Genomic DNA, 13,572 nt, shown 5'->3' with positions numbered 1-13,572 from the left:
TTTTTCGTCTTACGGTGCATGACCGGGGACGCCGCAGGTCCGAGTCGACGACGGAAAAGGATCGGTCATGATTGAAATCTTCGACGGGAGTGACGCGGCCCGCCTCGCCACGGTCCTCTCGTTTCGGAGGGCCGCGTTCTCCGGCAGCCGGCGCGATCCGGCCCATCTCGACGCCTGGGCGTCGGACACGTACGACCGCGCCTGCCGGCACATCGTGATGACGGACGACACCGGTGCTCCGGTCGCCGCGGTGCGGGTCGTCCTCGAAGGCCGCTGGCCGCTGCAGGACCGCTATGACGGCCCCCTGGAGCAGACGAGGGGCGCGGAGTTCGGCCGGCTTTGTGTGCTGCGGCGGGAGACCGCCGACGCCAGGAACCTGTACGAGCTGATGGTCAACGCCGCCCGGCACTGCGTCGAGTTACAACGGCCGATGATGTACGGCCTGACCATCGCACCCTTCTGGCGAGCCCTGGCCCGGGCGGGCGTTCCCCTGGTGCCGCTCTCCGGCCCGATCCAGGCCTACGGCGAGGAGGAGAACGTCATCCTTTTCGACGCCCACGACCTGATCGCGTTCTACGACGGCTGGCGCTCACAGCGGACCACGGCCGACCACGGCGGACACGGTGACCGGTGAGCGGGCCTGAGCGCCCCGTGACGATCCCGGCCCGCGTTCTCGGGCAGCGGGCGATGCGGAGACTGGCGGAGAACGCCACCCCCGGCAGCCTCCAGGAGACCGCCCGGCTGCTGCGCGCGGGGGAACTCTCCCCGCGGCAGGTCCTCGACGACTGCCACCGGCGCGCGACCCGGGCGAACGCCGCGCTGAACTGCTACGTCACCATCGGCGCGGAGCAGGCCCTGGAACAGGCACTCGAGCAGTCGCTTTCCCGCTTCCGCACCAGCGCGCCGGACGAGCGGCCCCTGCTGTGGGGAATCCCGACGTCCGTCAAGGACCTGACCCCCACCGCGGGAATGCGCACGACCTTCGCGTCCCGTGCGTTCGCGGAGCACGTACCGCCGCACGACGCGCCGGTGGTCGGACGGATGAAGGCCGCCGGCGCGGCCGTGTTCGCGAAGACGAGTACGTCCGAGTTCGGCATCCTCCCGGTCACCGAGCCCGAGCTGAACGGTGTCTGCCGAAATCCCTGGGATCACACGCTCAGCGCCGGCGGATCGAGCGGAGGCGCCGCCGCGAGTGTCGCGGCCGGGGTCACCGCTGTCGCGCACGGAAGCGACGGGGCTGGGTCGTTGCGCATCCCCGCCTCGTGCTGCGGGGTCTTCGCGGTCATGCCGGGGCCGGGCCGCCTCCCCGCGACCCCGCGCCCGACTCTGGGCGCGGGCGCCCAGGACGGTGTCGTCAGCCGCACGGTCGCGGACGCGATCTACTGGCTGACCGCGCTGGGTGCGCTCGACCTCGACGAGGTGGCCCTGGCCGTGTCCGAGGATCCGTGGCCGGCGGACGACCACCGGATCGTGCTGACGAACGTCCCGCCGGTCGACTGCGAGGTCGACCCGGCATGCACCGCCGCCGCGGTGGCGGCCGCGAACCTGTTGGCAGGGGAGGGGTGCCGCGTCGAGGAGGCGGCACCGGACTGGTCGGCCGACGCGGTTCTCGACGATCTGATGCTGGTGCGCAGCACGGTTCCGGTGGCGTACGGGGATCCTCGGCCCGAACTGCTGGACGCGACGACGCGGGCGGGCATCGAGCTCGCCGGCCGGACCAGCGCGCTCGACCTGCACCGGGCCATCGCACGGCTCGGCGCGTACACCCAGCGGGCCAGCCGCGTGCTCGCCGAAGGCGACGTCCTGCTGACCCCGACGGTCGCGAGGCCGTCGGTCCCGCACGGCTGGGTCACCGCCCCCGCACATCCGGCGGACGTCTTCCGGCGCGCCGCGCACTTCGCGCCGTTCGCCGCGTTCGCCAACCTCGCGGGCCTGTGCGCGGTCTCGCTACCGCTGATCGCGCCGGTCGCGCCGGGTGCGCCGGGTGCTGTGGCTGCACCGGGCGTCGGTGGACCCGTTCCGGTCGGGGTCCAGCTCATGGCACGGCCCCGAGACCTGGCGGGCCTGCTCGGGCTGGCCCTGCGGCTGGAACGGCTCGCCCCCTGGGCGAACCGCGTGCCGCCCGTCTGGGTCGGCTGACCAGGCACCGTCATACCCGAGCCGCCACACAGGAGCGCTCCTCTTGACCACACGCGAAACGCTCAGGCCGATCTCGGCGCCTGCCATCCCCCGCTTCTACAACGCCGCATCGCTCGACGGCCTGCTCAGGCGGGCCGGGCTCGCCGGTCCCGACCGCCTGATGGCCCGCGCCGTCGCGGCTGTGCTGCCGTTCCGCGTCAACGACTACGTGGTCGACGCGCTCATCGACTGGGACGCGGCCCCCGACGACCCGATCTACCGGCTGGTCTTCCCGCAGCCGGACATGCTGCCCGCCGAGCAGGTGGCGCCGATCGCCCAGCTCCTGGCGCGCGGCGCGCCCACGCGTGAGGTCCAGGCCGCCGCGGCGGCGGTGCGTGCGGCGCTCAACCCGCATCCGGCGGGCCAGCGGGAGCTCAACGTCCCGGAGCTCGCCGGCACCCGCCTGGACGGGCTCCAGCACAAGTATCCCGAGACCGTCCTGTACTTCCCCGCCCACGGGCAGACCTGCCACGCGTACTGCACCTACTGCTTCCGGTGGGCGCAGTTCGTCCAGGAGCCGCACCTGCGGATGGCCTCGCGGAACGTGGACGACCTCGTGAGGTACGTACATGCGCATCCCGAGGTCACCGACGTCCTGATCACCGGGGGCGACCCGATGGTGATGTCGGCCGAGATGCTGGCGCGGTGCGTGCTGCCGCTGCTCGACGAACCCGGGCTCGGGCATCTGCAGTCGATCCGGATCGGCACGAAGTCGTTGTCGTACTGGCCCGCGCGGTTCGTCACGGATCCGGGGGCCGACGACACCCTGCGGCTGTTCGAACGAGTTGTGGCCAGCGGGCGCAGCCTCGCCCTGATGGCCCACTACTCACACCCGCGTGAGCTGGAGACCGACCTCGCCGAGCACGCGGTGCGCCGGGTGCTCGCGACCGGCGCGGTGATCCGGACCCAGGGCCCGGTCATCCGCTCCGTGAACGACGACGCCGGGTCCTGGGCGGCCATGTGGCAGCGCCAGGTGCGGCTCGGCATGGTTCCGTACTACATGTTCGTGGAGCGTGACACCGGGCCGCGTGGCTACTTCGAGGTCGCGCTGCTGCGCGCCTACGAGATCTTCAGCGCCGCCTACCGCTCCGTGTCCGGTCTGGGACGCACCGTCCGTGGGCCGGTGATGTCCGCCACGCCGGGAAAGGTGGTGGTCGACGGTGTTCATACCGTGGGTGCGGAGAAGTACATCGCGCTGAGATTCCTGCAATGCCGTGATCCGGGACTGGTGAACCGGCCGTTTCTGGCCCGGTATGATCCGCGGGCGTGCTGGTGGGACGACCTGCGCCCACCGGTTGGCGCGGCGCCCGGAGTGCCCTGGTCGTCCTGGGGCGCGGACCACGGCCCTGATATTCCCCTGGCGCGGTAAGAAAACCGGCGCGGGCCCGGCCGGGTCGGGTGCGCTCCGTGCTCACTGTGGCTCGCTGGTAGGATTGGCCTCCAGTGCTGGCACGGTGATGAGTCGCACGACGATAAGCTGCACGACGATAAACTGCACGGTCGAGCGCGGGAGGAAATCCGAGCACGATGTTCGATCCGGCTGGATTCAGCGAATTCTCCTATGAGGGCTATTCCTTCGATTCGACCGGGGAGACCTTTCGCGCCTTCTACTCACTGCTGGGGCAGGCTGGGAGCATCGAGTTCGTCGAGACGATCCGCCTCCCGAACGGGAACCAGGGCCGGCCCGCTGGAGTGCCGTCGGCGCGGACGGCTCGGCTGCTGGCACTGGCGAGTGGCCTGAGCTACTACAAGGCGGCCGCTCCCGGCACCGTCCGGGTGGGGTTCGGTCTCACCGACGGAGAGCACACGTTCCTGTCGGAGCTGATCAGGAACGGGCTCGGCGAATTCGCGTTCCGCAACCAGCTGCCCGGCGCCCTCACGCCCCAGATCACGGGCAAGCGCCTGGACGAGGTCCCCGACGAGATCACGGGCGCGGTCGGCGGCGGAGCTGCCGGCGGCGGCAGCGGAGCTCGCGGCGGTGGCGAAGCTGGCGGCGCGGTGGCCGCGGCGCCGGCCGCGCCGCTCGTTCCGGTCGGCGGCGGCAAGGACTCCGTGGTCACGATCGAGTCGCTGAAGGCCGCGGGCTTCGACCCGGTGCTCTTCTCCGTCAACACGTTCGCGCCGATCACCCGCTGCGCGCGGGTCAGCGGGCAGCCACTGGTCTCCGCCCAGAGGTCGATCGACCCCGCCCTGCTCGAGGCCAACCGGCAGGGGGCTCACAACGGCCATGTGCCCGTCACCGCGGTCGTCAGCCTGATCGCCCTGATGGCCGCGGAGCGCCTGGGCCTCGGCCCGGTGGTCATGTCCAACGAGCGGTCGGCGGAATACGGAAACCTCTCCTGGAACGGCCACACCATCAATCATCAGTGGTCGAAGAGCATTCATTTCGAGGCTTTGCTCCGTTCGGCGCTGGAGAGTTCCGGGGGAGCTGCTTCCGGAGGAACCGGTGCCGACGCGTACTTCTCGCTGCTTCGCCCGCTCTCGGAGCTGGAGATCGCCCGTCGGTTCGCCGGGTTGCCGGCCTATTTCGAGGCTTTCACCAGCTGTAACCGCAGCTTCCGGATCGACGAGTCCAAGCGGGCGTCGTCCTGGTGCCGTGAATGCCCGAAGTGCCAGTTCGTCTTCCTGGTGCTCGCCCCTTTCCTTTCGAGCGGTCGGCTGACGGAGATCTTCGGGGGAAACATGCTCGACGACCCGGCGAACCTCGACGGCTACCTGGAGATCCTGGGTCTTCGCGGGCACAAGCCCTTCGAATGCGTCGGCGAGTACGACGAGGCTCTGGTCGCCCTGGCCCTGCTGGGGCGCGATCCCGGGTGGGTCCAGGCCCGGCTGGTGGGGCCGCTCACCGACGAGATGCACGCCAAGGGCCAGACCCCGGCCCCGGGGCTCGACGCCGCGTTGCTCGAGCCCTCGGCCACCCACTTCATCCCGCGGCCCTTCCGCGAGGCACTCGATGCGCTTGGCTGAGATCGCCACCAGGCGCGTCGGGATCTGGGGTCTCGGCCTGGAGGGGCGCGCCGTCCTCGGCGCCGTCGCGGCTTCGCCCGCCGGGGTGGTCGTCGTGGATGAGCGGGAGGCGTCCGCGGACGTGGCCGAGACTCTCCCCGGGGTCGAGTACAACTGGGGCGCCGGCAGCCTGGAGCGGCTGCTCGACTGCGACCTCGTCGTGGTGAGCCCCGGGATACCGAGGACCCACCCGTTCCTGGAGACGCTGCGGGCGAAGGAGATCCACCTGACCTCGGGCTCCGCGGTCTGGCTCGAGTCCGAGGCCGAGCGGGCGGTCGGGGTCACCGGCACCAAGGGCAAGAGCACCACGGCGTCCCTCATCCACGCCATCCTGAGCCAGCCGACCGGCACCGACGCGGGCGCCGTGCTCGCCGGGAACATCGGCCTGCCGCTGCTGGCCGTGCCGCCGGGCCCGGCCGCGGTCGTCGCGGAGCTGTCGAGCTACCAGTGCTTCTGGATCACCCGGTCGCCGCGGGTGGCCGTCGTCACCAACCTCTACGAGGAGCACCTTCCCTGGCACGGCTCACTGGAGCGGTACTGGCAGGACAAGGCGCGGATCGCGGTGCACGGCGCCGCGGTGCTGGTCTGCGACGAGCCGACCCTGGCGAAGCTGGTCTCGGTCGAGCCGCGGGTGCGCGGGCTGCCCACCCTGTTGGCCGCCACGTCCGGCGAAGACATCGTGGATCGTGACGGCACCCGCCTGCTGACGGTGCGCGAGCTGCCGCCGCACCTGCGGGCCGGTCATCTGGTCTCCAGCGTGCGACTGGCGGTGCTGGCCGCCGGCGCGGCCCTCGAAACACCGCTGTCGCCGGACGCCGTGCACCGAGGCCTCGCCGGGCATGCGCCCCTCCCACACCGGCTGGAGACGATCAGCCGCGACGGCGGGCTCGTCTGGGTCGACGACACGTTGTCCACCACCGCGAACAGCGTCGTCGCCGCGGTCGAGGCGTTCGACGCCGAGCACACGATCCTCATCGTCGGCGGTCAGGACCGCGGCATCTCCTACCAGCCGCTCAACGACTTCCTGCTGGGCAGCCCCCGCAGGGTGGACGTCATCGCGATTCCCTCGAACGGCCTCGCGGTGGTCGCGGAGTTCGGCGAGCGCCACCCGGATCGGGTCCACCCAGCCCGCGGGCTGCGGGAAGCGGTGGCCCTGGCGGCCCGCCTGGGTTCGCTGGGCAGCCACGTGATTCTCTCGCCGGGCGCGCCGAGCTACGACCGGTACGCGAACTACGCCGAGAAGTCCGCGGAGTTCCACGACGCGGTGACCCGGCTCTACTCCCCGAGCCCCCAGATCGCCTGACAGCCCGCGCTACCCGAGGGGTGGTCGGCTGCCACCGGGCACCGCAAAGCATCGGCAATTCAACCTTAATAGGGGCAAGTGGGGCCTGGAGCCGGCTTGACGGCTCGCAAGAAGTGAGGATTTCGGTTGTTGCCGCAGCCAATATCCTCGCTTCTTGCTCAGCGACAACGGCGGCGATGGTGGACAACGGCGGTGGTGGTGGAAGCCCAAAGCTCGGGATTCTGCGACGGCTGCCGGGGCGACGAACATCTCCAGATCGTCGGACGGGCTGGGCCCCGACGGCGCACCGGGCGCTAGCGCGGAGCCTCCGGCAGGTGCACCAGCGATGCCAGCAGGGCGCGATGGGCACCCGGGGTGCCGAACGCGATCTGGTCGGCCTTGGCCTTCTTCAGGTAAAGGTGCGCCGGGTACTCCCAGGTCATGCCGATGCCGCCGTGCAGCTGCACCGCCTCCTCCGCGGCGACGACCGCGAGGTCGCCGCAGAACGCCGCCGCGACGCTGGTGGCCACAGCCAGATCCGGGTCGCCGGACGCCAGTGCCGCGGCGGCGTAGCGGGCGGCCGCGGCCGCGGACTCGACGCCGGCGTAGAGGTCGGCCAGCCTGTGCTTGAGCGCCTGGAAGCCACCGACCACCCGGCCGAACTGGCGACGTGTCTTCAGGTACTTAACGGTCTCGTCCAGGCACCAGCTCGCAACGCCGAGCTGCTCGGAGGCGAGCAGGGCGGCGCCCGCGGTCAGCCCGCCGCGAATCGCCCGCTCCGCGGCGCCAGGGTCGGCGGGGTCGTCGAGCACGGGCGTGGCCTCGACGTCCACCAGGTGCACATCGGCAAGCTGGCGGGTCATGTCGAACGAGACCACGGGCGGCCGATCCACCGCGGCGGCGTCGACGGCGTAGAGCACGACACGTCCATCCCGGGACGCCGGTACCAGCAGCAGGTCCGCCTCCAGTGCACCGGCCACGGTGGTCACCGTGCCGGTGAGCGTGTGCGGCCTGACAACGTCGACAGTGGCCAGCCGCGCGCCCCGCGCCTCCACGCCCCGCGCCTGCGCGCCCGACGCCGCCGCGGACAGCGCGGCAGTGAACGGCGCCGCCGTGAACGGCACGGTCAGCGCCGCGGTCCGCTCACCGGCCGCGAGCGACGCCGTGAACCTGGCCGCGAGTTCGGAACCGGCCGCCAGCAGCACCGTCGTCGCGACGACCGCGCTGGTCAGGAAGGGGACCGGCGCCGCCACACGGCCGAGCTCCTCCAGCACGACGGCGGCCTCCCGTGCCGAGGCCCCGGCGCCGCCCCGGTCCTCGGGAACGAGCAGCCCTGCCAGGCCGAGGTCGACCGCCAGGGCCTGCCAGAGCGGGTCGACCAGCGTGCGGTCGCCGTCGTACACGGCGGTGACCGCCGCCGGCGGGCAACGATCCGCGAGCAGGTCGCGCACGGTCGAGCGCAGGTCGTCCTCGACCTCGGTGTAGAGCAGATCGAGATCTGTCAACGCGCTGTGTCCTTCCAGGGAACGTCCTTGTCGACGCGTGGCTCACCGGGCAGGCCGAGCACCCGCTCGGCCAGGATGTTGCGCAGGATCTCCGAGGTGCCGCCCTCGATCGAGTTCCCCTTGGCACGCAGGTACCGGTAGCCGGCGTCGCGGGCGGTGAACTCGACCCGCTCCGGTCGGACCATCGTCCAGTCGGAGTAACGCAGGCCTTCCTCCCCGAGCAGTTCAAGCTCGAGGCCGGACAGCTGCTGGTTGATGCGGGCGAAAGCCAGCTTGATGGCGGAGCCTTCCGGGCCGGGCTGCCCCTGGGCCAGCTTCTGCGCCAGCCGCCGACCGGTCAGCCGGGCGACCTCCGCCTCGACCCAGAGCTTCATCAGACGGTCGTGCAGCTCGGGTGTACGCAGCTCGGGGCGCGCCCGCCAGGTCTGCGCGACGACTCCGATCATTCCGGCCTCGCGCACGGTCGCCTTGCCGCCGATCGAGACGCGCTCGTTGTTGAGCGTGCCGGTGGCCACCCGCCAGCCGTCCCCGACGGCCCCGAGGCGCTGGCTGTCCGGGATGCGGACGTCGGTGAGGAACACCTCGTTGAACTCCGCCTCGCCGGTGATCTGCCGCAGCGGGCGCACGTCGACCCCCGGATCGTGCATGTCGCACAGGAAGTAGGTCAGCCCGCGGTGCTTGGGCAGGTCGATGTCGGTGCGGGCGACGAGGATCGCCAGGTCGGAATGATGGGCACCCGACGTCCACACCTTCTGCCCGTTGACGATCCAGGTGTCGCCGTCACGTACGGCGCGGGTGGCGACATTGGCGAGGTCCGAACCGGCGCCCGGCTCGCTGAACAGCTGGCACCAGATCTCCTCGCCGGTCCACAACGGGCGCAGGTACCGCCGCTTCTGCTCCTGGGTCCCGAAGGCGGCGATCGTGGGCGCGGCCATGCCGAGCCCGATGCCGTTGGCGTGCGGCCGGTTGTCGGGCGCGCCGGCGGCGGCGAAGCTCGCGTCCACCTCGGACTGGTACGACTGCCCCAGTCCCAGGCCGCCGTGGCCGACGGGGTACGCGACCCAGGCCAGGCCGGCGTCGTACCGGGCACGCAGGAACTCCAGCCGGTCCGCGTCGGTGCGCACGCCTGCCGGGTCATGGTCCGCGAGGAACGTCCGAACCCGTGTGCGCAGGTCCGCGTGGATCGCCTGAATCGCGTGCTCGTCAGCCATGGCGGGCCTCCCGTGCCTTGGCCTGGCGGCGCAGCTCGGCCCGCGCCAGGGCGTTCTTGTGGACCTCGTCGGGGCCGTCGGCGAACCGCAGGGTTCGAATGCCGGCGTACTGGCGGGCGAGCGGAAAGTCCGGCGAGAGCCCACCGGCGCCGTGGGCCTGGATGGCCTTGTCGAGGATCCACTGGACGGTCGCCGGCGTCGCGATCTTGATGGCCTGGATCTCGGTGTGCGCGCCCTTGTTGCCGACCGTGTCCATCAGCCAGGCCGTCTTGAGCACCAGCAGACGCAGCTGTTCGACCCGGACCCGGGCCTGCGCGATCCAGTCCCTGATCACGCCCTGCTCCGAGAGCGGCCGGCCGAACGCGACCCGGCCCTCCACCCGCTCGCACATCAGCGCGATCGCCTTCTCCGCGACGCCGATGGAGCGCATGCAGTGGTGGATCCGGCCGGGGCCGAGGCGGGCCTGCGCGATCGCGAACCCCGACCCCTGCTCGCCGACCAGGTTCGCGGCGGGCACCCGGACGTCGTGGAAGGCCAGCTCGGCGTGGCCACCGTGGTCGTGGTCGTCGTACCCGTAGACCTCCAGGCCACGTCTGATCTCCACGCCGGGGGTGTCACGGGGGACGAGGATCATCGACTGCTGCCGGTGGCGGTCGGCGGAGGGGTCGGTCTTCCCCATGACGATGAAGATCTGCGCGTTGGGGTTCATCGCCCCGGTGATCCACCACTTGCGGCCGTTGACGACGTACTCGTCGCCGTCCCGGGTGATCCGGGTGGCGATGTTGGTCGCGTCGGAGGAGGCCACGTCGGGCTCGGTCATGGCGAAGGCGCTGCGGATCTCGCCGGCCAGCAGCGGCTCCAGCCACGCCCGCTTCTGTTCCGGTGTGCCGAAGTCGCGCAGTACCTCCATGTTGCCCGTGTCGGGGGCGGAGCAGTTGACCGCGGCTGGCGCGAGACGGCTGTGACCGGTGATCTCGGCGAGCGGCGCGTACTGCAGGTTGGTCAGGCCGGCACCGTCGTCGCCGGGCAGGAAGAGGTTCCACAGGCCCCGCTTACGCGCCTGCGTACGCAGATCCACGAGCGCTGCGACGGTGTCCCACGCCCACCGGTCCGGCCGTGCTGCGAGCTGGGAGTCGAATTCCGCCTCCGCCGGCTCGACGCAGGTCGCCACGAAGTCGAGCAGGTCGGCGCGCAGATCCTCGGTGCGGGCGTCGAGCGAGAACTCCATCGGCCCCTCCAGGGACTGGTCGGTGGGATGCCGTCGCCGTCCGGCACAGCGACTGACTAAGCGACCGCTTATTTCTGGCTGTCAGCCTGCCGTCAGCTGCCGGCGGTGTCAACCACTGCTGTGGCGGCGCGCCCCGGCGAGCCCACGACCAGGAACATCGCGCCGATGGCCCGCGGCGGCCGCCGGGCCGACGCCTTCGCGGGCGCCAGCGACCGGCGCCCGCAACCGGTGACCTGGGTGAGGGTCAGGAACCGTCGCCGGCCGGGTCCGCGGGAGCCCCGATGGCGCCGGTGTGGACCGAGGTGAAGTGCCGCCGGGCGATCCGCCAGCCGCCCGCGGTCCGGACGAGGTCGTCGTCGTAGACGCCGTGCGCGGTGACGCCGCTGCGCCCGTCCGTCGACATGATCAGTGCGTTGACGTGGGTGCGTGCCTGGGCGTGGTCGCCCTCGAGGCGGATGTCGATGTTGCTGAGACTGTGCATGGTGTGGCCGAGGGGGGCGTGCAGGGCGGTGAAGACCTCGGTGAACGCCGCCGCGCCTCGCCACGTGCCGATCTCGCCGTAGTCCAGGTCGCAGTCGTCGGTGAAGCAGGAGCGGAACAGATCCCAGTCGCGGCGATCGATACCGGTCGAGTAGCGCAGCAGCACGTCGGCGATCGCGTCGCGGTCACTGGTCATGGCTCTCCGTTCGGATGGGGACCGCCTGAGGCTGCAGCACCCGGAGGATCATTTCGACGGTGCGCTCGATGGGGCGGCGGCGGGCGGTGGCGTTGAACAGCAGCGTGCGGGTCAGGACGGCGCCGAGGAGCAGGTCGAAGACGTCGTCCGGGTCCACGGCGGGGTCGACGCTTCCCGCCGGGGCGGCGCACAGGATGTCCTGGAACTGCGGCCGCGCCGACACCCGCAGGTAGAGCTCCGGCGGGCGTTGCCGGCCACCGGTCTGGTAATGGGCGAGCAGGCCGGCGGCGGCCGCGCGTGCCGCCGGTGCGTCGAAGGCCGCCACATAGGCGCGGATGAAGCGGCGCAGGTCGCGCCGGAGGTCCCCGGTCGGCCGGACGCTGAGCGGGCTGAGGCCGGGGAACGTGGCCTCCTCGATCAGCTCGATCCGCGACCCCCAGCGGCGGTAGATGGCGGAGGCGTGGACCCCGGAGTGCCCGGCGACCGCCTGGATGGTCGTCGCGTCGAAGCCGCGCTGCACGAGCAGCTCGCGGGTCGAGGCCAGCGCCCGCTCGTCGATGCTCGTGTCGCGGGGACGACCCGGGCGCCGGCGGGCGGGCTCTGTCATGCCAGCGATCGTAACGCCGGCGGCGCCTCCGGCCAGCGCCGCCGGCGCCGATTTACAGGACAAGATCTTCTATAATTTTTTTAGGACGGTCTCTTCTATAACTCCAGAACGGTCGCTACAGTCCCGTGGCAGGGCAGTCCCCGTCACACGAACGAGAGGGAGCGGCCGATGCGTGCTGCGGTACTGCGGGGCGGAACGGTGCAGGCGCGCGTCATCGACGATCCGGTCCCGGGGCCGGGGCAGCTCCTCGTCCGATCGCTCGCCTGCGGGATCTGCGCGTCGGACATCCACTTCATGGATCATTTGGAAGCCGGCGCCGACGACGACAGCGGCATGTCGACCTACGACCGGGACGTCGACATCGTCATGGGTCACGAGTACTGCGCCGAGGTCGTCGACCACGGCCCGGGCACCGAGCGCCGGATCCCGATCGGCACCCGGGTGAGCTCCCTGCCGGTCCTGTCCACCGGCACCGGCCGCAGGATCATCGGCCAGAACCCCGAGTCGCCCGGCGGGTTCGGCGAGTACCTCCTGCTGGACGAGTCCCTCACCCGCGTCGCGGCCTCGGAGCTCCCGAGCGAGATCGTGTGCATCGCCGACGCGATCTCGGTCGGCTGGTCGGCCGCCTCCCGGGCCCAGCTGACGACGAAGGAGGTGCCGCTGGTCATCGGCTGCGGGGCGATCGCCCTCTCAGTGATCGCCCAGCTCAGGCGCCTCGGCGTGGGCCCGATCATCGCGGTCGACTTCGTGGCCTCCCGGCGCGGGACCGCGCTGGCCATGGGTGCCGACGTGGTCATCGACCCCGCCGAGATCTCGCCGTACCAGGCCTGGCGGGACGTCGCCCACGGCTCACCCGAGTCGACGAAGGAGATGATCGCGATGGCCGGCCTGCCCGGCTGTGTCGTCTTCGAGTGCGTCGGTGTCCCCGGTGTCCTCGACTCGATCATCAGGGGGTGCGAGCGCGGCACCCGGATCTTCTCCATGGGCGGCCCGCCGGAGGGCGACCACCTGAGCACCCTGATCGCCAAGCGGAAGGGCCTGAACATCCAGTTCGGCGGTGGCCCGTCGCTGCAGCACTGGGACGAGGCGTTCGAAGCGGTCTGCTCGGGCAGCCTCGACGTCACCCCGATGCTCGGCCGGACGGTCGGGCTCGACGGCGTCGCGGCGGCCCTCGACGCGTCCCGCGACGCCGACGGGCCGGTCCGCATCGTCGTCGTCCCCTGAGCCGCATCCACTCCCTGAGCCGCGCGCAGTCCCCGAGCCGCGTGCCAGTCCCTGCACCGCGTCGTCGTCCCGGAAAGGCTGTCGCGTATGAGCGAGATCGACGATCTTCGTGCCGTGGTCGAGAAGCTGGCGGCCCGGGTCCACGCCCTGGAGGACCAGGTCGAGATCATGCAGCTCGTCGCCCAGTACGGGCCCGCCGTCGACAGCGGCTCGGCCGAGGCCGCCGCGGCGCTGTGGACCGAGGACGGCGCCTTCGACGCCGTTCCCCACCTGCGGATGCGGGGGCGGAGTGACATCGTCGACATGGTCAACGGCGGCCACCAGAGCCTGATCCGCAACGGCTGCGGCCACGTCCTGACGGTGCCGCACATCGTGGTCGACGGCGATGAGGCGACCGGCCGCAGCTACGCGCTCAACATCCGCTGGGATGCCGGCGCAGACCGGTTCTGGGTGGCCCGGGTCTCCGCGAACACCTGGCGCTGGGCGCGCACCGCGCAGGGCTGGCGCATCACCGAGCGGATCAACGCCAACCTCGACGGCACGGCCGAACACCGCGAGATGCTGGCACCGCCGCGGCAGCCCCCGCCGGCACAGTCGTCCGTTCCTGCCGGCGACCGCGGGTCGACCTGACCGCGCGTCGGCACGGTGACCAGCA

Annotated in this window: 12 protein-coding genes; 7 read left to right on the top strand and 5 right to left on the bottom strand. The window is 71.5% G+C overall.

Features of this window, described 5'->3' with window-relative positions; translation table 11 throughout:
* Positions 1-67: 67 nt before the first annotated feature.
* The 5 genes from AWX74_RS18075 (at position 68) to murD (ending at position 6,487) form a co-directional block, all read left to right on the top strand.
* On the top strand, positions 68-634 hold the full coding sequence (locus AWX74_RS18075; RefSeq protein WP_091278137.1) for a hypothetical protein: 567 nt from the start codon (positions 68-70) through the stop codon (positions 632-634).
* Positions 631-2,139 (top strand): amidase, encoded by a 1,509-nt coding sequence (locus tag AWX74_RS18070; protein ID WP_131799492.1) that lies wholly within the window; start codon positions 631-633, stop codon positions 2,137-2,139. The genes AWX74_RS18075 and AWX74_RS18070 overlap by 4 nt, the downstream gene beginning before the upstream one ends.
* 43 nt (positions 2,140-2,182) lie before the next feature.
* Positions 2,183-3,547, top strand: coding sequence for a KamA family radical SAM protein (locus AWX74_RS18065; RefSeq protein ID WP_091278133.1), 1,365 nt, complete (start codon positions 2,183-2,185; stop codon positions 3,545-3,547).
* 158 nt (positions 3,548-3,705) lie between these two features.
* A complete protein-coding gene (locus AWX74_RS18060) occupies positions 3,706-5,145 on the top strand; it encodes a MurL-like N-terminal domain-containing (RefSeq protein WP_091278131.1) in 1,440 nt (479 codons plus the stop codon).
* Complete coding sequence (gene murD / locus AWX74_RS18055; protein WP_091278128.1) at positions 5,132-6,487, top strand: UDP-N-acetylmuramoyl-L-alanine--D-glutamate ligase; 1,356 nt, start codon at positions 5,132-5,134, stop codon at positions 6,485-6,487. The genes AWX74_RS18060 and murD overlap by 14 nt, the downstream gene beginning before the upstream one ends.
* 293 nt (positions 6,488-6,780) lie before the next feature.
* On the opposite strand, the gene AWX74_RS18050 is transcribed toward murD, so the two are convergent.
* The 5 genes from AWX74_RS18050 to AWX74_RS18030 form a co-directional block, all read right to left on the bottom strand.
* A complete protein-coding gene (locus AWX74_RS18050) occupies positions 6,781-7,971 on the bottom strand; it encodes an acyl-CoA dehydrogenase family protein (RefSeq protein WP_091278126.1) in 1,191 nt (396 codons plus the stop codon).
* A complete protein-coding gene (locus AWX74_RS18045; RefSeq protein ID WP_091278122.1) occupies positions 7,968-9,182 on the bottom strand; it encodes an acyl-CoA dehydrogenase family protein in 1,215 nt (404 codons plus the stop codon). Before AWX74_RS18045 ends, AWX74_RS18050 begins: the two co-directional genes overlap by 4 nt.
* The gene (locus AWX74_RS18040; protein WP_091278120.1) at positions 9,175-10,410 is read right to left on the bottom strand and encodes an acyl-CoA dehydrogenase family protein; all 1,236 of its coding nucleotides are present in this window, start codon (positions 10,408-10,410) and stop codon (positions 9,175-9,177) included. The genes AWX74_RS18045 and AWX74_RS18040 overlap by 8 nt, the downstream gene beginning before the upstream one ends.
* 244 nt (positions 10,411-10,654) lie before the next feature.
* On the bottom strand, positions 10,655-11,086 hold the full coding sequence (locus AWX74_RS18035; RefSeq protein ID WP_091278118.1) for a nuclear transport factor 2 family protein: 432 nt from the start codon (positions 11,084-11,086) through the stop codon (positions 10,655-10,657).
* On the bottom strand, positions 11,076-11,693 hold the full coding sequence (locus tag AWX74_RS18030) for a TetR/AcrR family transcriptional regulator (RefSeq protein WP_091278117.1): 618 nt from the start codon (positions 11,691-11,693) through the stop codon (positions 11,076-11,078). The genes AWX74_RS18035 and AWX74_RS18030 overlap by 11 nt, the downstream gene beginning before the upstream one ends.
* Before the next feature lie 168 nt (positions 11,694-11,861).
* Between AWX74_RS18030 and AWX74_RS18025 the strand changes: the two genes are divergently transcribed.
* Together AWX74_RS18025 and AWX74_RS18020 are read left to right on the top strand one after the other, a co-directional pair.
* Positions 11,862-12,917, top strand: a complete 1,056-nt coding sequence (locus AWX74_RS18025) for a zinc-binding dehydrogenase (protein WP_091278116.1) — start codon at positions 11,862-11,864, stop codon at positions 12,915-12,917.
* 87 nt (positions 12,918-13,004) lie between these two features.
* The gene (locus tag AWX74_RS18020; RefSeq protein ID WP_091278114.1) at positions 13,005-13,547 is read left to right on the top strand and encodes a nuclear transport factor 2 family protein; all 543 of its coding nucleotides are present in this window, start codon (positions 13,005-13,007) and stop codon (positions 13,545-13,547) included.
* The last annotated feature ends 25 nt before the right edge of the window (positions 13,548-13,572 follow it).

This window comes from Parafrankia irregularis, assembly GCF_001536285.1.
Classification (GTDB): Bacteria; Actinomycetota; Actinomycetes; order Frankiales; family Frankiaceae; genus Parafrankia; species Parafrankia irregularis.
The sequence above is the reverse complement of the archived record's forward strand: the minus strand, read 5'-3'. Positions and strand labels throughout refer to the sequence as shown.

Excerpts from the sequence above, each read along its gene's own strand:
- AWX74_RS18020 (WP_091278114.1), top strand. The coding sequence starts at position 13,005 with ATGAGCGAGATCGACGATCTTCGTGCCGTGGTCGAGAAGCTGGCGGCC.
- AWX74_RS18030 (WP_091278117.1), bottom strand. The coding sequence starts at position 11,693 with ATGACAGAGCCCGCCCGCCGGCGCCCGGGTCGTCCCCGCGACACGAGC.
- AWX74_RS18045 (WP_091278122.1), bottom strand. The coding sequence starts at position 9,182 with ATGGCTGACGAGCACGCGATTCAGGCGATCCACGCGGACCTGCGCACA.
- AWX74_RS18060 (WP_091278131.1), top strand. The coding sequence starts at position 3,706 with ATGTTCGATCCGGCTGGATTCAGCGAATTCTCCTATGAGGGCTATTCC.
- AWX74_RS18075 (WP_091278137.1), top strand. The coding sequence starts at position 68 with ATGATTGAAATCTTCGACGGGAGTGACGCGGCCCGCCTCGCCACGGTC.
- AWX74_RS18040 (WP_091278120.1), bottom strand. The coding sequence starts at position 10,410 with ATGGAGTTCTCGCTCGACGCCCGCACCGAGGATCTGCGCGCCGACCTG.
- AWX74_RS18025 (WP_091278116.1), top strand. The coding sequence starts at position 11,862 with ATGCGTGCTGCGGTACTGCGGGGCGGAACGGTGCAGGCGCGCGTCATC.
- murD (WP_091278128.1), top strand. The coding sequence starts at position 5,132 with ATGCGCTTGGCTGAGATCGCCACCAGGCGCGTCGGGATCTGGGGTCTC.
- AWX74_RS18035 (WP_091278118.1), bottom strand. The coding sequence starts at position 11,086 with ATGACCAGTGACCGCGACGCGATCGCCGACGTGCTGCTGCGCTACTCG.